Annotated in this window: 19 protein-coding genes; 10 read left to right on the forward strand and 9 right to left on the reverse strand. The window is 41.5% G+C overall.

Features of this window, described 5'->3' with window-relative positions; genetic code table 11:
- The 5 genes from EAE89_RS12325 to pdxY all read left to right on the forward strand — a co-directional run.
- On the forward strand, positions 1–209 hold a 209-nt coding region (locus tag EAE89_RS12325; RefSeq protein WP_422615499.1), incomplete at its 5' end, for a transposase.
- Between the two features lie 45 nt (positions 210–254).
- The gene (anmK, locus tag EAE89_RS12330) at positions 255–1,310 is read left to right on the forward strand and encodes an anhydro-N-acetylmuramic acid kinase (RefSeq protein ID WP_339423223.1); all 1,056 of its coding nucleotides are present in this window, start codon (positions 255–257) and stop codon (positions 1,308–1,310) included.
- A gap of 48 nt (positions 1,311–1,358) precedes the next feature.
- Positions 1,359–2,012, forward strand: a complete 654-nt coding sequence (gene pdxH, locus EAE89_RS12335; protein WP_054479868.1) for a pyridoxamine 5'-phosphate oxidase — start codon at positions 1,359–1,361, stop codon at positions 2,010–2,012.
- A 366-nt stretch (positions 2,013–2,378) separates the two neighbouring features.
- Entirely contained in the window at positions 2,379–3,653 is a 1,275-nt protein-coding gene (tyrS, locus tag EAE89_RS12340; protein ID WP_054479867.1) for a tyrosine--tRNA ligase, read from the forward strand.
- Positions 3,654–3,758: 105 nt separating this feature from the next.
- Positions 3,759–4,622, forward strand: a complete 864-nt coding sequence (pdxY, locus tag EAE89_RS12345) for a pyridoxal kinase PdxY (RefSeq protein WP_054479866.1) — start codon at positions 3,759–3,761, stop codon at positions 4,620–4,622.
- Between the two features lie 55 nt (positions 4,623–4,677).
- Here pdxY and gstA read toward each other — a convergent pair whose 3' ends face one another.
- The 9 genes from gstA to pspF all read right to left on the reverse strand — a co-directional run bounded on the left by gstA (position 4,678) and on the right by pspF (position 14,524).
- Positions 4,678–5,283: a glutathione transferase GstA gene (gene gstA / locus EAE89_RS12350; protein WP_054479865.1), complete on the reverse strand. Its 606-nt coding sequence runs from the start codon at positions 5,281–5,283 to the stop codon at positions 4,678–4,680.
- Positions 5,284–5,796: 513 nt separating this feature from the next.
- Entirely contained in the window at positions 5,797–6,555 is a 759-nt protein-coding gene (locus EAE89_RS12355) for a hypothetical protein (RefSeq protein WP_054479864.1), read from the reverse strand.
- Positions 6,556–6,969: 414 nt separating this feature from the next.
- On the reverse strand, positions 6,970–7,767 hold the full coding sequence (gene fabI / locus EAE89_RS12360) for an enoyl-ACP reductase FabI (protein WP_054479863.1): 798 nt from the start codon (positions 7,765–7,767) through the stop codon (positions 6,970–6,972).
- Positions 7,768–7,955: 188 nt separating this feature from the next.
- On the reverse strand, positions 7,956–8,765 hold the full coding sequence (sapF, locus tag EAE89_RS12365; protein ID WP_054479862.1) for a putrescine export ABC transporter ATP-binding protein SapF: 810 nt from the start codon (positions 8,763–8,765) through the stop codon (positions 7,956–7,958).
- Positions 8,765–9,757 carry a putrescine export ABC transporter ATP-binding protein SapD gene (sapD, locus tag EAE89_RS12370; protein ID WP_054479861.1) on the reverse strand — a complete coding sequence of 331 codons (993 nt, stop codon included), beginning with the start codon at positions 9,755–9,757 and terminating at the stop codon, positions 8,765–8,767. Before sapD ends, sapF begins: the two co-directional genes overlap by 1 nt.
- On the reverse strand, positions 9,758–10,648 hold the full coding sequence (gene sapC, locus EAE89_RS12375) for a putrescine export ABC transporter permease SapC (RefSeq protein ID WP_054479860.1): 891 nt from the start codon (positions 10,646–10,648) through the stop codon (positions 9,758–9,760).
- Complete coding sequence (gene sapB, locus EAE89_RS12380; RefSeq protein WP_054479859.1) at positions 10,635–11,600, reverse strand: putrescine export ABC transporter permease SapB; 966 nt, start codon at positions 11,598–11,600, stop codon at positions 10,635–10,637. The genes sapC and sapB overlap by 14 nt, the downstream gene beginning before the upstream one ends.
- A complete protein-coding gene (gene sapA, locus EAE89_RS12385) occupies positions 11,597–13,261 on the reverse strand; it encodes an ABC transporter substrate-binding protein SapA (protein WP_054479858.1) in 1,665 nt (554 codons plus the stop codon). The genes sapB and sapA overlap by 4 nt, the downstream gene beginning before the upstream one ends.
- A gap of 258 nt (positions 13,262–13,519) precedes the next feature.
- Positions 13,520–14,524: a phage shock protein operon transcriptional activator gene (gene pspF / locus EAE89_RS12390; protein ID WP_214085972.1), complete on the reverse strand. Its 1,005-nt coding sequence runs from the start codon at positions 14,522–14,524 to the stop codon at positions 13,520–13,522.
- A gap of 184 nt (positions 14,525–14,708) precedes the next feature.
- Here pspF and pspA point away from each other — a divergent pair, with 184 nt between their 5' ends.
- The 5 genes from pspA (at position 14,709) to EAE89_RS12415 (ending at position 18,546) form a co-directional block, all read left to right on the forward strand.
- On the forward strand, positions 14,709–15,380 hold the full coding sequence (gene pspA, locus EAE89_RS12395) for a phage shock protein PspA (RefSeq protein ID WP_054479856.1): 672 nt from the start codon (positions 14,709–14,711) through the stop codon (positions 15,378–15,380).
- Positions 15,381–15,415: 35 nt separating this feature from the next.
- Complete coding sequence (gene pspB / locus EAE89_RS12400; protein WP_054479855.1) at positions 15,416–15,643, forward strand: envelope stress response membrane protein PspB; 228 nt, start codon at positions 15,416–15,418, stop codon at positions 15,641–15,643.
- Positions 15,630–15,983, forward strand: a complete 354-nt coding sequence (gene pspC, locus EAE89_RS12405) for an envelope stress response membrane protein PspC (protein WP_054479854.1) — start codon at positions 15,630–15,632, stop codon at positions 15,981–15,983. The genes pspB and pspC overlap by 14 nt, the downstream gene beginning before the upstream one ends.
- Positions 15,984–16,087: 104 nt before the next feature.
- Positions 16,088–17,485: a YcjX family GTP-binding protein gene (locus tag EAE89_RS12410; protein ID WP_214085973.1), complete on the forward strand. Its 1,398-nt coding sequence runs from the start codon at positions 16,088–16,090 to the stop codon at positions 17,483–17,485.
- A complete protein-coding gene (locus tag EAE89_RS12415) occupies positions 17,482–18,546 on the forward strand; it encodes a YcjF family protein (protein WP_214085974.1) in 1,065 nt (354 codons plus the stop codon). Before EAE89_RS12410 ends, EAE89_RS12415 begins: the two co-directional genes overlap by 4 nt.
- Positions 18,547–18,747: the final 201 nt, after the last annotated feature.

The raw sequence follows: 18,747 nt of genomic DNA on the forward strand, positions 1-18,747 counted from the left end.
AAAATAGTCAGCATTATATTCTTGATGTCGTTTTTAAAGAAGATGATTCACGGATTGTTCTGGATGGTGCGATTGAGAATCTTGCGTTATTCCGGCGTCTTGTCTTGAACATGGTTAAACAATGTGATTGTGGCGCCCCGAGCCAGAGAAACAAGCTCAAGAAAGCAGGCTGGAGTGATGATTATCGTGCAAGAGTGTTCTTTGGATGAAGATGAGTCAAAGTATGCTCGCGCCCTGGTCTGGATGGGGTTGATGTGGTACTTGCAGCAATCAATGATAAAGTTGTTGCTCAGCAAGCCAGTTATTCACATTTATTCCCTTATGAATTGAAACAAAAAGTTCTTGCGGTTTGCCAGGGACAGCAAACAACATTATCTGCAATAGGCCGATTAGATTATGAACTTGGTTCTTTATTTGCTGAAGCAGTACAAGGTTTATTAGATAAAACAGGGTTAACTGCAAGCGATATCACAGCGGTGGGATGTCATGGTCAGACTGTTTGGCATGAGCCAGATAGCCAAACTCCGTTTACCATGCAACTCGGTGATAATAACCGTATAGCAGTGTTAACCGGGATTACTACTATTGGTGATTTTCGTCGGCGGGATATGGCGTATGGCGGGCAGGGAGCACCATTAGTTCCTGCTTTTCATTTCGCTGTATTAGGCCATCCGACAGAACGAAGGATAATTCTCAATATTGGTGGCATTGCTAACATAACGACTTTATTGCCAGGGTCGTTAGTCAAAGGGTATGACATAGGTCCAGGTAATATGTTGATGGATAGCTGGGTATGGCGTCATCAGAAAAAACCTTATGATAAAGATGCTCAATGGGCACGAGAAGGGATGGTTAATAATAGTTTACTCAGACAAATGCTTTCTGATAATTACTTCTCACGACCAGCTCCTAAAAGTACAGGCCGAGAGTATTTCAATATGAGTTGGTTGGAGGCGCAATTAGCTAACTATCCGGATATATTGCCTGTGGATGTTCAGGCAACATTGGCTGAGCTGACTGCGGTGTCTGTGTCACAGCAAATCATGTTGAGTGGTGGATGTGAGCGTCTGATGGTTTGTGGCGGTGGTGCCCATAACCCACTAATAATGAGCCGACTTTCTGCATTATTGCCAGGAACAGAAGTGTGTCCGACAGATAAATATGGTCTTATTGGTGATGATATGGAAGCATTGGCATTTGCCTGGTTAGCATTCCGTACGATGTCGGGTGCTCCGGGGAATTTACCTTCTGTTACTGGTGCTAGCGCTGAAACTATTTTAGGGGCAATTTATCCTGTTACTAATCAATAACAATGATAAGCTGTCTGGTATTTGATGAGTGATAAGCAGAGCTACATAATGTCAGAGCATAATGAATTCAATGTTGCAGAATCACGTCGTGAATATATTCGTGGTGGGTTAAGACGTAAGGATTTGACCAAAGAACCTATTGAGCTTTTTGAGCGTTGGTTGAAGCAGGCATATGAAGCCAAACTCAGTGATCCAACGGCAATGTGTATAGCTACAGTGGATGAGCATGGTCAACCGTATCAACGTATTGTTTTATTGAAGCATTTTGATGCAAATGGACTGGTTTTTTATACAAATTTGGGTAGCCGGAAAGCAAAACATTTGGCTCAGAATAACAAAATTAGCCTTCATTTCCCTTGGTATCCTCTGGAAAGGCAAGTCTCTTTCCTTGGTAAAGCTGAACGTCTTTCTTCTATTGAAGCGCTGAAATACTTCCATAGCCGCCCTAAAGATAGTCAGATTGCAGCATGGGCCTCGCAACAGTCTTCCCGTATTTCCACGCGAGGTATTTTGGAGGGAAAATTTCTCGAACTGAAACAGAAATTCCTGAATGGTGAGGTTCCTTTACCTAGTTTTTGGGGGGGATTTAGAGTGACCTTTGATTCTGTTGAGTTTTGGCAAGGTGGTGCAAACCGGTTGCATGATCGGTTTATTTATCAACGAGAAGGTGATGGCTGGCATATTGACAGGCTTGCACCATAAATCGTGGATTATCATTTTTAATACTGGCACTTATAATAGTGGCGTTTTATGCTATGCCATACTTTTTTAAGCAGCGACTTATTATATCCCCAATGGATTTCAAGATGTATCGCGACGGCAAGGGAGCGAATCCCCGGGAGCCTATACCCAATAGATTTCAAGTTGCAGTGCGGCGGCAAGAGAACGCATCCCCAGGAGCATAGATAACTCTGTGACTGGGGTAAGTGAACGCAGCCAACAAAGCAGCAGCTTGAAAGATGAGGAGTATAGATAACTCTGTGACCGGGGTGAGTGCAGCCAACAAAGAGGCAACTTGAAAGATAACGGGTATACAACAGATAAATACACAAACTGATGGAGTCATTAATGTCTAGCAATAACCTGATAAAACAACTGCAAGAGCGGGGCCTCATTGCCCAGGTGACGGATGAGAATGCGTTAGCGGAGAGACTGGCGCAAGGCCCTGTCTCCCTCTATTGCGGTTTCGATCCGACAGCCGACAGCTTGCATTTGGGGCATCTGGTTCCCTTGCTGTGTTTAAAACGATTCCAGCTGGCTGGGCATAAACCTGTGGCATTAGTCGGTGGGGCCACGGGTTTGATTGGTGATCCAAGTTTTAAAGCCACTGAGCGTAAATTAAATACTGCGGATACTGTCAAAGAGTGGGTAGAAAAGATCCGCAGACAGGTTTCACCTTTCTTAGATTTTGATTGTGGTGAAAACAGCGCTAAAACAGCCAATAATTATGACTGGTTTGGCGGCATGGATGTTTTGACTTTCCTGCGTGATATCGGCAAGCATTTCTCAGTTAACCAGATGATTAACAAAGAAGCGGTTAAACAACGTTTGAACCGTGATGATGTTGGTATTTCTTTTACTGAGTTTTCTTATAACCTGCTGCAATCATATGATTTTGTACGTCTGAATGAAGAACATGACGTTGAATTGCAGATCGGTGGTTCTGACCAGTGGGGGAATATTACTTCTGGTATTGATTTAACCCGTCGTATCAACCAGAAACAAGTATTTGGTATGACTGTCCCGTTGATCACTAAATCTGATGGCACTAAATTTGGTAAAACCGAAGGTGGTGCTGTTTGGTTGGACCCGAAGAAAACCAGTCCATACAAATTCTATCAATTCTGGATCAACACCGCAGATGCTGATGTTTATCGTTTCCTTAAATTCTTTACCTTTATGAGTCTTGAAGATATTGATGCTTTGGAAGAAGAGGATAAAAACAGCGGTAAGGCCCCTCGTGCCCAGTATGTATTGGCAGAACAAGTCACCGGGATGGTGCATGGTGAAGAAGGATTGGCAGCGGCTAAACGTATTACAGAAAGCCTGTTCTCCGGTGCTGTTGCTGATTTGACTGAAGCTGATTTTGCTCAATTGGCACAGGATGGTATGCCAGTAATCGAGTTGGAAAAAGGAGCAGATTTACAACAGGCTCTGGTTAGTGCTGGGTTAGTACCTTCCCGTGGGCAGGCTCGTACTATGATTAGTTCCAATGCGGTAGCCGTTAATGGTGAAAAACAATCTGAACCTGAGTATGTGTTTACTGACAGCAACTGTCTGTTCGGTCGTTACACATTATTGCGTCGTGGTAAAAAACACGATTGTTTAATTTGCTGGAAATAACCGATATTGCATAGCATAACGGGCAACGGTAACTAACGTTGCCCTTTCTTACTATGATTCTTATTTTACAAATAGAAGCCAGAATAAAAAACATAGGCCACCATTGTGAAAAATATCCTTTCAATTCAATCTCATGTTGTTTTTGGGCACGCTGGTAACAGCGCTGCGGAATTTCCTATGCGTCGGATGGGAGTAAACGTCTGGCCGTTGAATACAGTGCAGTTTTCAAATCACACCCAATATGCACAATGGAAGGGGTGTGTTATGCCTGCGGGTCATCTTACAGAAGTCGTTCAGGGCATTGAAGAAATTGAACAGCTAAAATCCTGTAATGCGGTGTTGAGTGGGTACATTGGCTCACCGGAGCAGGGAAACCATATCATTGATATCGTGAAGCGGGTAAAAGCTGCGAATTCTGATGCTTGGTATTTTTGTGATCCCGTTATGGGACATCCAGAAAAAGGTTGTATCGTTGCTCCTGGAGTTGCTGAATTTTTGTGTGAAAAGGCTCTTCCTGCGAGTGATGTCATTGCGCCAAATTTACTGGAGCTTGAAACGCTCAGTATGCAGAAAGTGACTAATGTAGAGCAGGCGGTTACAGCCGCCAGAACTCTGTGCGAAAAAGGGCCGGATATCGTACTGGTTAAGCACCTTAGCCGTGCTGGTTACCGGACTGATCGTTTTGAAATGTTATTAGTGACTCAGGAACATAGCTGGCATGTTAGTCGGCCTTTGGTGGATTTTGGCGAGCGTCAGCCAGTTGGGGTTGGTGACTTAACCAGCGGTTTGTTATTAGTTAATCTATTAAAAGGTAAATCTTTACAGACGGCTCTTGAGCATGTTGCTGCCGCAGTTTATGAAGTTATGATAACAACCAAAGATATGGATGAATATGAATTACAGATTGTAGCTGCTCAAGATAGAATGGTAGCGCCTGACCATAAATTCTGTGCGACACAACTGGATTGATATATTTAACCGTTCCACGGGTATTGCATGTGGAACGGTTTGTATTATCTGTTAATCAAATTAACCCTTCAGCTTTTAATGCATCACGAACATTTGGACGTTCTGCAATCCTTATCTGATAGGCTTTAAGATGTAACAGATTGGATAAATCCACTTTAACCAAAGGTGCCCAATTACTAACAGTAAATAAATAGGCATCAGCAACAGTAAAATGATTTCCGGTAATATATGGTTGTTTTGCTAATACTTCATCCACATAAGTAAATTTCCTCAGCAAGTTATTAATAACAATTGGGAAATAATTTTCTGGTGTTCCTGGTAAAAACAGTGGTGAAAATCCTTTATGGATTTCACTGGAAACATAGCTAAGCCATTCAAGTTGATGATATCGTTCCATGGTTCCGGCAGGTGCAATCAATTGCTTGTCCGGTTTCTGGTCTGCAATATATTGAACGATAACAGATCCTTCTGTAAGGATATCATTGTTGTCTAGTAGGAGGGTTGGCACCTGGCCTTTAGGGTTAACTGCGAGGAAATCGTCGCCATTCTCTGTTTTTTTGGTTTTCAGATCAACTTTAATAATGCTGAAATCAAGTCCTGCTTCACGGAGTATGATGTGAGGAGATAGGGAACAAGCTCCTGGTTGGTAATAAAGTTTCATATGTCGCTCCTTAAAAATTTCCGGTAACAGATACAATAGAACAAAGGAACTCAGTAGGGCATTTATCATAGCCCTAATATATATTACCACGACACATGAAAATATGTTATATCAAACTGATAATTAAACCGATATAAGATTAGCTGATTATATCATTATCAGCTTCTTGTTACCTCTTTTCTTATATATCCGTCATCTTTCAAGTTGCCTCTTTGTTGGCTGCACTCACTCACCCCGGTCACATAGTTCTCTATGCTCCCGGGGATTCGCTCCCTTGCCGTCGCGATCCATCTTGAAATCTATTGGGTATATATGATAATTCATCTGGATTTTTATAATGTTTCTAGCAAAATTAACTGCGTAAATGGCGAAATTTAGGGGTAATTTTGGATGGAATTATTTATCCAAAACCACCCAATATTTAGTACCATATTGCATATTTTGCAACTAATTATATTGAACTGAATGAATAATAGGGATTATTGATAATTTCAGATATTTATTTTATATTGGCTATAAAATAATTAATATGTTATTTTTGCTGAATGATTTGTGATCATAGAAAAATAAATTAAATTTGTTTGTAAAATCGCTGAAAATTACCATGCATTGTTTATAATCTCTTGTGAATATTTCTCTTTTATTTTCTTTGTGAAAGCTCTCAATTAATTTATTGTAAATGTTATTAATTGTTTTAATTTGTTCGTTAAGTCTATTGACTGAATTATTTATATTTTCAAAACTAAATGAAATATCCGATATATTTAAAGTAATTTCCTCTATCAATGAAGAAATTTTATATATTTGTTTTTTATCTTCCCCATTGGGAATGTTCTTTAATAATTGTTGGATTTTTATGTGAGTTTTTCCTGCGAAACTTTTCATTCTCTCAAAGTCAATTTTAGTTATTTCAAAGAGTTGTGGTAATTTTGAGATAAAATCATTCACCTTGACAAAATCTAATTCAATTTCTTTCAATGCATCGCTTACCTTGGTAACATAACCATGACCTAAATACCCGCAGCTAAGTGATCCTAAATAAGTCGTTGCTTTATGTATATTACGAGTAATCCTATCAATATCTTGTTCATCAAAATTATATGCATGCTCATAGTTTTCCAGTGCTGAGGGCCAGCCAGATAATGATTTGCTAAATTCATACCAACAAGTTTCAATCTCTTGTAATGGGTCATGATTTTTCAGACATTTTGGTAATTTTATATTAGTAATCGATTTAAACATATTGGATATAATTAAAAAATCATTTTTCATTTTATGTACCTTGCTAAAATAATAAAAACTATTAAAAGGTAAAGAATATGCAATATAATATTTGAGCCGAAAATATTATAAAGATAAAATATTTTATTTTTTAAATATTAATTTTATAAAAGTTAAGTCTTTAACTATATTAAAGGACAGATTGATAATTAGTGCAAGGAAACAGAATGATATTTTTTATTTCAGTAAAATAATTATAATGCTATATCATTTAACTCTTTAATTACAAAGGGTTTAATTAATCTCTTAAATGGTTCTGATATTTTAATTTAAAATTAATTTTTACCTGTTAGTGACAATTTAATTAAGTGATTAATTTGTTTTTTATCCATAATATAATGCCCGAAAAGTGGTTTTTTCGGGCATTATAAACTAAAAGTCAATGATCATTAATTGGATTGATCATTAATTAGATTGTTGCAATTCCAGTTCATTCATTGTTGTAATGCTGAAGCCGCCGTCAACATGCAGAATTTCGCCGGTAATACCACCGGACAGATCTGAGCACAGAAATGCCGCAGCGTTACCAACATCTTCAGTTGTTACAGTGCGGCGAATTGGGTTGACGGATTCACAGTGAGCCAGCATCTTCCGAAAATCTTTGATGCCGGAAGCGGCTAAAGTACGGATAGGGCCAGCAGAAATACCGTTGACACGAATACCTTCAACACCCATAGCGTTAGCCATATAACGAACATTAGCTTCCAGGGAGGCTTTTGCCAGACCCATGACGTTATAGTTAGGGATTGAACGTTCTGCTCCTAGATAGGAGAGTGTCAGCAAAGCAGAATTTGGGTTCAGCATTTCACGGCAAGCCTTTGCCAGAGCAACAAAACTGTAAGAACTGATATCGTGCGCGATTTGAAAGCCTTCGCGGGTAATTGTATCCACATAATTACCATCCAGTTGATCAGCAGGTGCAAATCCAATGGAGTGAACAAAACCATCGAATTTTGGCCAGACTTTGCCTAACTCAGTGAACAGGGCTTCAATGCTTTCATCTTCAGTCACATCGCAAGGCAAAGTAATAGTAGAATTGAGGGATTCAGCGAATTCTTCTACACGAAGTTTCAACTTGTCATTTTGATAAGTGAAAGCCAACTCAGCGCCTTGGTCATGCATTGTTTTTGCAATACCATAAGCGATGGAGAGTTTACTGGCTACGCCAGTGATCAGAATGCGCTTACCGGTCATAAAGCCCATAACAGTATCCTTAGTGTGATAACGTCATTAATTGATATTAATGGATTAGAATTGCTCACAAAAACAATATCAATATGACGTTTTATTGTTAACAAACCTAGTGATTCTATCACGCTAGAGAGAAATATGCTGTATTTTGCAGGCTGCTCCGAGCAGTGATTAAGGTTTTGTATATCTTAAAGCATATCTTAAAGCATATCATGTCGCCAGGTATCAGCAGTGAGTGGTTCACCAAAATGGCTGGCGATCAGACGTCGAGTTATATCATGTAGAGGAGCAGCCAGCACTTCTGCTGTATTTCCCCGCTCAACGACTTCTCCCTGATGCATTACCAGTACTTGGTCGCTGATATGTTTCATCATTCCAAGGTGCTGGGTAACATAGAGATAAGAGATGCCTTGTTTCTCCTGTAGTTCCAACATTAGATTAATTATTTGGGAACGCATAGACATATCGAGTGATGCAAGTGCTTCATCAGCGATAATAATCTGAGGTTGTAAGATCAATGCACGTGCTAGTGCTACCCGCTGTTTCTGGCCTGAGGCTAACATATGTGGATAATAATTAGCGTGGTCCGGTAACAAGCCAACTTGCCGCAATGTTTGGTTAATTCGTTTTTCTCGCTCCGTAGTATTTAGTTCTGTATTGAGTAGAAGAGGGATATCAAGGATTTGTCCAATACGTTGACGCGGGTTTAACGATGTACTTGGGTCCTGAAATATCATGCGAATACGTTGACTGCGATAACTGTAATCGCCATAAGCAAGTTTATGACCTTCGATGATAATTTCGCCGGAGGTGGGTTCCATGACACCTGAAAGCATTTTTGCCAGTGTGGATTTCCCTGAGCCATTTTCACCAATAATCGCCAGTGTCTGTTTTGTCTTTAAAGTAAAACTGACAGGTTTCACTGCATCAAGATGCTGGCGATGAAAGAAACCGGTACGATAGCGGAAAGTTTTAGCCAAGTTTCTGACTTCCAACAGAGTATTCACCATTATTGCTCCTCCAAATTTAATGGGAAGTGGCAGGCAAAAGCATGGTTTTTAATTACTCGTAATCGCGGGGTTTCAATACAGGTTTTTTGTGCGTAAGGGCAACGTGGACCTAAACGGCAGCCGATTGGCAGATGCTCAAGGGAGGGAATAGCGCCAGGCAAGGTATTTAGCCTACTTTTATGAGGTAGAGAGCGACCAAAATCAGGAATAGCGCGGCTCAACGCTTGTGTATAGGGATGGTGTGGTGTCACCAATAATTCATCGGGAGCGGCGCTTTCGACCGTTTGACCACAATATAAAACATTAATGCGATCCACCAGTTTACTCATTATTTGCAAATCATGGCTTATTAATAGAATGGTGGTGTTATTGTTCTGGTTCAGTCTGGCTAACAGACGAAAGATCTGAGCCTGAGTGGTCGGTTCCATCGCATTAGTTGGTTCATCTGCAATCAGTAGACGTGGTTGGTTAGCTAATGCAATAGCAATCATTACCTTCTGGCATTCCCCTTCGGTTAATTCGTAAGGGAAACTACTCATAATATCTTTATGATCTTTAATTCCCACGCGATGGAGTAGCTCAATCGCTCGACGTTTACGCCAATTGAAACATTGCCACCAGCGGCCTTTATAAGTCCAGCGAGGGATTGCCTGAATAAGTTGTTGACCAATATTTTCAGAAGGGTCAAGGCAAGATTGTGGTTCCTGAAAAATCATTGAAATATTGTGACCGATAACTTTTCGACGTTGTCTTGGAGTCAGGCGAAGCAGATCAATATCATTGAAGCGGAAGCGGTCAGCGGTCACTTTGAGATTGTCTTTAGTGACCCCGCTTATCGCTTTGGCAATCAGGCTCTTGCCGGAGCCTGATTCGCCAACCAAGCCACGTATTTCACCTTCTATCAGTGAAATACTGACGCGATCAACGGCTTTAACTGGCCCTTTGGCAGTCATAAATTCAATCGTGAGGTTGCGAATATCAAGTAATGGCATTTATTCCGCCCCCGAATTAATTGCACGGTGTAATCCATCACCTAGCAAGTTTATTAACAATACACTCATCATTATGGCAGCGCCGGGCAGCATAACGGTCCAGGGAGCAACATAGATGAGCTCCAGTGAATCTCCTAACATAGCCCCCCATTCAGGTGAAGGCAGTTGAGCACCAAGATCGAGAAAACCGAGTGAAGCGATATCAAGTATGGCAATAGAAAGGGCACGTGTTAGCTCGTTAACCAATACTGCGGTAATGTTCGGTAATACGGCATACCATAGAATATGGTAATTAGATGCGCCATCCAGACGTGCTGCAATGACATATTCTTTATCCAATTCATCATGCACCGCACTGTAAACAGTGCGCACTATACGCGGTAATAGTGCCAGCCAAATAGCGATTATTGCATGTTGTAAGCTGGCACCAACAAAAGCGACAACAATAATTGCTAGTAATAACGATGGGATAGAAAGTAACGTGTCAAGGATATGATTGAGTACGGCGGATTTCAATCCTCGTGTCATACCTGCTAAACAACCGATGATTAGGCCACATAAAGCGGCTGCCACAGTTACTAACAGTGCTGAACCGAATGTGGATGCAGTACCTATCAATAATCGGCTGAGAATGTCGCGCCCAAGATCATCGGTACCTAAAAAGAATGCGATATTACCGTGATGTGACCATGAAGGTGGCAGTAGCTGATGACCAAGAAATTGTTGATCAAGCTGATAGGGAGCTAGATAACTACCAAGTAGACTTAAGGCAATGAGAATAAGTACCCCATAAAAACCCGTCATTGCCAGTGTATCAGAATAGAAAAAACGCCAGATGACCTTTATCGGCGACGGCATTTTCTTTTCACGATAAAAATCATCTAAGGGCATACCATTCCTTATGTTTCAGAGGGGTCATTATTGCGCCAATAATATCAGACAACACATTGACAGAAATAACGAGTGTACCAACAACCATGACCCCCGCAGAAATGGCGGAATAATCTTGTTGACGAATTGCACTGACTAGCCAGTGACCAAGTCCTGGCCAGTTAAATACCAGTTCTGTCATCATGGCCAATGTCAGCATGGTAGAAAATTGTAATCCCAATTTCGGAATGATGGGAGGTAATGCATTATGCAGTACATGACGGCGGATAATAGTTAGCCTTGATAAGCCACGGATTGTGGCAGCTTTAATATAGTTTTCACTAAAAACCTCTTCGGTGCTGTTTCTCATTAGCCGGATAACTTCAGTTGTTGGGGCGACCGCGAGGGTAATAACTGGCAAGATTAGATGTTGAATGGCATTAATAATTATCTCATTGCGATAGGGTGATTTTGATAACCAGGCATCAATTAATGAGAAACCTGTCGCAGGATTAATCTGATATAGCAAATCAAAGCGCCCGGAAACCGGTAGCCAGCCAAGATAAAGAGAAAAAAACAGGGTTAATAATAGCGCCAGCCAAAAAATTGGGATAGAAAATCCGATTAAGGCAATGGAGATGATGACGGTATCGGCTGTTTTGTTACGCCATACGCCAGCGATAATGCCTAGTGGAATGCCAGCCAGTAAAGCGGCAGAGAAAGCCAGAACACAGAGTTCCATTGTGGCAGGGAAGACTTCCCATAGTTGTTCGTTGATGAGTTCACCATTGATGCTGGATACACCAAAATCCCATAGTAATAAGCTATGGAAATAGAATGTATAAGCATCAAACAGGGATGCTCCGCTGAGCGGTGCATTGGGGGTAAAATAACTGAGGCTAAAGCTAATTAGCGATAGGAAAAATAGTGTAATAATCAGTAACAGCAAACGGCGCAGAGTGTAAATAATCATTTGCCGTCCTTTTGAGCAATATTATCGGTTTGTTTTTCCCGGTAAACACCCGCGAAAGAGGTATTACCAAATGGGCTAAGTATTAGCCCCTTAATATCATAGCGGTAAGCCTGTAAACGTAGGGAATAAGCTAATGGTAAGACAGGCAATTGTTGTTCAAGAATTTTTTGAGCATCATGATAATACTTAATCCGGGATAATAATTGCTGGTTAATCAAAGCTTGCTGCAAAATCTTATCAAATATTGGGTTACACCAATGGCTGAAATTCGTCTGTGAGGCGATAGCAGCACAGCTTAACAATGGCCGGAAAAAACTGTCTGGGTCATTACTGTCAGTAGACCAGCCTGACAGTGTCATATCGTGAGATTTATCCATCAGTTTGGTTTCCTGAAAGCGGCCCTCAACGGGCTTGATGCTCATTGTAATACCAACTTGTGCTAAATCAGCTTGAATCAGTTCTGCCATTTTTAGTGGGCTTGGATTATAAGACTGAGAAGCAGTAGGCACCCATAAGCTTAGTTTCATTCCATTCAGTCCAAGATCATTAAGCATTTTACGAGATTTTTCCGGATTGTATTCCGTAATTTCAGCTTGATTATCATAAGCCCATGACGCTCGAGGTAAAATTGATGCCGCTGTTTCTGCCGTTCCATAATAAATCGATTGCATCAGCCGTTGGTTATTAATTGCGTAGGCAATAGCTTGTCGAACTTGTAATTGGTCAAGAGGGGGCTTATTGGTATTAAAGGCAAGATAGGCAATATTCATTCCTGGACGTAAAGTCAGACGCAGGCGGGGATCGTCTCGTAAGACTTTGAGTTGACTGGCAGCGGGATAAGCTAAAACGTCACATTCACCAGTCAAAAGTTTAGACATTCGACCTGTACCGCCAGCACCGACATCAATCACTATTTGCTGCATCTGTGGTTTGCCTTTCCAGTAGTTATCATGGCGAATTAAGCGAATAAATTGTCTGGTCTGGTGGTCTTCTAGCATAAACGGACCAGTGCCGACAGGTTTCCAGTCAATTTGTTCATGGTGGTTCATTTCATGTAATCGCTGCCCATATTCTTGTGAAAGTACCGGGGCGTAATGGGTTGCCAAGTGCCAAAGAAAAGAGGCATCTGGTTCATTCAGGCGAAACTCCACCGTATATTCATTAATCTTACGGATACTTTGAATGGAATCAGCAAGCTGGAGACTATCAAAATAGGGGTAATTTCCCCCATTGACGTAATGGTAATAGTGTTGTTTATCAAACAGACGCTTAAAGCTGAAGATAACGTCGTCAGCATTCATTTTACGGGTTGGGGTAAACCAGTCTGTTGACTGAAAAGAGACATTATGGCGCAAATGAAAGCGGTAGGTAGCGCCATTATCAAGAATTTCCCAACGGGCGGCTAATTCAGGGAGTAGACGGTAAGTATAAGGATCAACGTCCAGTAGACGCTCATAGAGTTGTGCGGCCAAGGTATCGACCGTCAAACCGCTACTGGTCAGTTGTGGGTTAAAGGTATTTAGGTTGCCATTAACGCAATAAACAAACCCTTGCTGCCGGATATCAGCCGGAACGCGAGGCTTTTTTTCAGGCGTAGCCATTGTTGTTGCAATAGCTGGAGTTGAGAGGACTAATATGATCCAATAAATCAAATTGCGCATATAAGGCATCTGTTATTAATTAGAATTGACACATTGTATCTCAATTAGCGATTGAGCCAAGAAAAACGCTGCGATGACGATTAATGAGAAAAATTCTCAATAAAGTGCTTTACAAAACGTATTGATAACCATTATCATCTGTGTCGCACTTCCGGGTAACAATTTTTGTTATTCCAGGAAAGGCACGACATTGCTCACATTGCTTCCAGTGTTTTTTAGCCAGCTCGATTGCTGGCTTTTTTTTATTTGTTATTCGGGCTATTTATCACTTGCGTTGATATTGTGTTTCTTGATTAAGCCTCGTAACTGATAATAGGTCAGTCCCAGTTTTTCTGATGCTTTTCTCTGATTAAACTTGCTTTCTTTTAAGGATAACTCTATCAATTGTCGTTCGCTGTTATGTTGCCATTGTTTCAGATTAACCGGTAGGGAAGGCAGAGGCAGTGAAGATGAATTGTTATGATCACCAGCGTAAACTGAAGGGTGTTGCGCAGAAACGAATGGGTTAATAATGATATTATCAAGCTGATCGGGATTTTCGCCGTGACGATAAACAGAACGTTCCACAACATTTTTCAGTTCACGGATATTACCAGGCCAGTTGTAATTCTGTAGCTGCTGTTTTGCTTGTGCAGTGAAACCGGTGAATAAGGGTAAATTAAGTTCGCGGCACATTTGAATAGCGAAATGTTGTGCCAACAACATGATGTCTTGTTGTCTTTGCCGCAATGGGGGGATCTGAACTACATCAAAAGCGAGCCTATCAAGTAAATCAGCGCGAAACCTACCTTGTGTTGCCATTGTTGGCAGATCAGCATTGGTTGCGCATATTAATCGAGTATCGACTTGTAATGATTGACTGCCACCAACGCGTTCAAGATAGCCATATTCAATGACGCGCAGCAGTTTTTCCTGAACTTGCATCGGCGCGGTTGCTAGCTCATCAAGAAACAAGGTTCCCCCATCAGCACGCTCAAATCTTCCTTGATGCCTTTTTTGTGCGCCGGTAAATGCGCCAGCTTCATGACCAAATAGTTCTGAGTCCAATAAATTCTCGTTCAAAGCAGCACAGTTTAGGGAGATAAAGGGTCCTTGCCAACGAGGGGAGAGGTAATGCAGACGGCGGGCAATCAACTCTTTACCTGTTCCGCGTTCACCAATAACCAGTACCGGTTTACTTAATTTTGCTAGAGCAGATACTTGCTCCAGAATTTCAATAAAACTGTTTGCTTCACCTAACAGATTTTCTGTGGTCTCACCCATGGTTGTTTAAGCCAATAGTTGGTCAATATGACCACTATATTTTGTTATGATAAAAAGTCAAAGAGAAAAAATCGCTTTATATTTCATGCAAATAAAGAGAATAAAAAAGTTGGCATGACTCTTGATACATAACATTCACAATATCAACAAATCTTAAAATCTTAGTTAAAGAGGATAATTTATTATGGGTATTTTCTCTCGTTTTGCCGATATCGTGAATGCCAACATCTCTTCATTACTGGACAAAGCAGAAGATCCACAGAAAATGATTCGTTTGATGATTCAGGAAATGGAAGACACTTTAGTTGAAATTCGCTCAACCTCTGCCCGCACCTTGGCCGAGAAAAAACAGTTGGCTCGTCGTATTGAGGCAGGTGAACAGCAGATACGTGATTGGCAAGAAAAAGCTGAGTTAGCGTTAAGTAAAGATAGAGAAGATTTAGCACGGGCAGCATTGATAGAAAAACAGAAAGTCTCTGCTTTACTGGACACATTGAAACATGAACTGACCATACTGGAAGAAACACTTGAGCGTATGAAAGGGGAAGTTGTCGAGCTTGAAAACAAACTCAGTGAAACTCGTGCCAGACAACAGGCGTTGGCTCTGCGCCATCAGGCAGCTGCATCTTCCCGGCAGGTCCGCCGTCAGTTAGACAGTGGTAAAATTGATGAGGCGATGGCTCGCTTCGAGCAATTTGAACGTCGTATCGATCATATGGAAGCTGAAGCCGAAACTGTGGGTATGGGGAAACAAAAATCTTTAGAACAGCAATTTGCTGAATTAAAAGCAGATGATGAAATCAATGCGCAATTGGCAGCAATGAAGGCTAAAATAAATGCTAAAGAACAACATTAATTATAGTGTACTCAACTAACCATTAAGGAATAGTAATGGGTTTTATATTTCTTGGCATTCCATTGATGATCTTCGTGCTTTTTGTCTTACCCATCTGGCTGTGGTTGCATTACAGCAGCCGGAATTCAGACCAAAGTCGATTAGATCAACATGAAATTCAGCTTCTGGCAGAACGTGTACAACATATGCAGGCACGAATCAAAACACTGGAAGATATTCTGGATGCGGAACACCCTGACTGGAGGCAATATGGCAAATTATAACCGCCGGAAATTGTATAGAATACCTGAAAAGGGCAGGATCAAAGGTGTTTGCGCTGGGTTAGCCCATTATTTTGGCGTACCGGTAGGTTTAATTCGAGTAATGGCTGTATTGTCGTTGTTTTTGGGCTTGTTTGGTTTAGTCGTTATTGCTTATATCATACTCGCTTTTGTATTGGACCCAATCCCGATGGATTATATCGAAGAGGCTGGTCCTTCAGTACAAAAGCTGTTGAATGAAGTGGATTATCAGTTGAAAACGGGTGAACTTCGTCTACAACAAATGGAACGTTATGTTACCTCAGAAACATTCAGCATTCGCAGTCGTTTCAGCCAGCTTTAACAGTAAGGATTGTGTGTTGCCTGGCTATTGAAGATCAGAATGAAAAATCGTTATCTGTCAGGCTGGTACAATAAAATTATCGTGATATTTACCATAGGAGAGACATGAAACGGTTGCATAATGAATTAACGGCGCTTGTTAACCGTGGAATGGATCGTCATTTACGGTTAGCGGTTACAGGGTTAAGCCGCAGTGGTAAAACAGCTTTTATCACATCTTTGGTTAATCAATTACTTCATGCTTGCAGCGGTGCTCGGTTGCCGCTGTTTTCTGCTGTGCGTGATGGCCGTTTGCAGGGGGTGAAACGGGTTCCTCAGCGCGATTTAGGCGTTACTCGTTTTACTTATGATGAAGGATTGACCGCGCTTTACGGCACACCTCCCTCTTGGCCGACACCTACACGGGGTGTCAGTGAAATCCGTCTGGCACTTCGCTATCGTTCTAACGACGCTTTTCTGCGTCATTTTAAAGAAACTTCCACGTTATATCTGGAAATTGTGGATTATCCTGGTGAATGGCTACTGGATTTACCCATGTTGGCTCAAAGTTATCTGGCATGGTCACGCCAGATGAATAACTTATTACAGGGGCAAAGAGCTGAATGGGCAAAATCTTGGTTGGCACTTTGCAAACAGTGTGATCCATTGGCACCAGTAGATGAGAATCTATTGGCTGCTATTGCTCAGGCATATACGGAATATCTGATTAAATGCAAAGAGCAAGGTTTGCATTTTATTCAGCCGGGGCGATTTGTTTTACCGGGTGAAATGATGGGCGCTCCGGCTTTACAATTTTTTCCGTGGCCGGATATCGACTCTATCGTTGAATCACAGTTTGCTCAGGCAGATCCACACACGAATATTGGTATGTTGCGTAAGCGTTTTGAATATTATTGTCAGTCGGTAGTGAAAGGATTTTATAAAGAGCATTTTTTGCGTTTTGATCGGCAGATTGTGTTGGTAGATTGTTTACAGCCACTAAACGGTGGGCCGCAATCCTTTAATGATATGCGTTTGGCGCTGACACAATTAATGCAAAGTTTTCATTATGGTAAACGAACACTCTTCCGTCGTCTGTTTTCCCCTTGTATTGACAGGTTAATGTTTGCTGCCAGCAAAGCTGATCATATTACCTCGGATCAGCACGCCAATCTGGTTTCCTTACTACAACAGTTGGTTCAGGAAGCCAGACAAAATGCTGCTTTTGAAGGCATTAGTATGGATTGTGTTGGTCTGGCATCGGTGCAGGCGACCGAGAATGGAATAATTGAACATCATGGTGAAAAAGTGCCGGCTCTGAAAGGACACCGGCTAGTAGATGGTAAACTGCTGACATTTTTCCCGGGTGAGGTGCCCCGGTGTTTGCCAAGGGATGATTTCTGGCAAAAACAGGGTTTCTGTTTCGAAGAATTTCTTCCTCGTCAGGTGAATGCTGATACACCATTACCTCATGTTCGGTTGGATACCGTGCTGGAATTTTTATTGGGGGATAAAGTGAAATGACGGATTCTCTGCGGCCAAGAATTGATTTCGAAGATCCCTTGCAGGTGTCATCAGAGCCAGTTTTAAAACCAGCTCAGGTCTTTGATGGAAAAAATAGAGAAAACTTCTCTCCTGTTTCACCAGAGCTTGAGGCTGAGGAACGTGAAGGTCAGGTAGAAGGAATAGTCAATACAGCACTGAAACCCAAGCGCAGTTTCTGGCGTAAAATGGTACATACCGCCCTGATTTTACTGGCAGTGAGTGTTGTTGCACAGTCTGTACAGTGGGTCTATCAGTCATGGCAGCAACAGGATTGGATCGCATTAGGTGCAACAGCGGCAGGAGGAATGATCGTATTTGCTGGTATGGGTTCTATTATCAGTGAATGGCGTCGCCTGTACCGGCTAAGGATGCGAGCTGAAGAACGCGATACAGCGAGAGAACTATTGCAAAATCATGGCGTAGGTAAAGGCCGCGAATTTTGTGAGAAATTGGCAAGTCAGGCAGGTATTGATCCGCATCATCCTGCATTACAGCGCTGGCAGGCTGCTTTGCATGATACACATAACGATCGTGAAGTGGTGGTGTTGTACGGTAAATTGGTTCAGCCTGTTCTGGATTCTCAGGCAAGAGCTGAGATTAGTCGCTATGCTGCGGAGTCAGCATTAATGATAGCAGTCAGCCCGCTGGCAATTATTGATATGGCATTTATTGCTTGGCGTAATATCCGGCTGATTAACCGTATTGCTGCCTTGTATGGTATTGAATTGGGATATTTCAGTCGTATCCGGCTTTTTCGTCTTGTTTTGATTAATATCGTTTTTTCTGGTGTATCAGAAATGGTGCGAGAAGTTGGTATGGATTGGTTATCACAGGATATCGCTGCGCGTCTTTCTGCCAGAGTAGCACAAGGTATTGGTGTAGGTTTACTGGCAGCTCGGCTTGGCATTAAAGCAATGGAGTTATGTCGGCCATTGCCTTGGATGGAAGGAGATAAACCAAAATTAGGAGATTTTCGTCGTCAGTTAATCACTCAACTTAAGAATATCATTCCAAATAAATCTAAGAATGTAGTTGATTAAGTGATATACCCTTCATCTTTCAAGCTGCTGCTTTGTTGGCTGCGTTCACTTACCCCAGTCACATAGTTATCTATGCTCCTGGGGATGCGTTCTCTTGCCGCCGCACTGCAACTTGAAATCTATTGGGTATATATACTTTAATTTTGAATAAAGCACAAAATATCCAGATAACGACGACATTTTACGTTATTTTATTCATCT

Source organism: Photorhabdus heterorhabditis (assembly GCF_018448905.1).
GTDB classification, from domain to species: Bacteria; Pseudomonadota; Gammaproteobacteria; order Enterobacterales; family Enterobacteriaceae; genus Photorhabdus; species Photorhabdus heterorhabditis.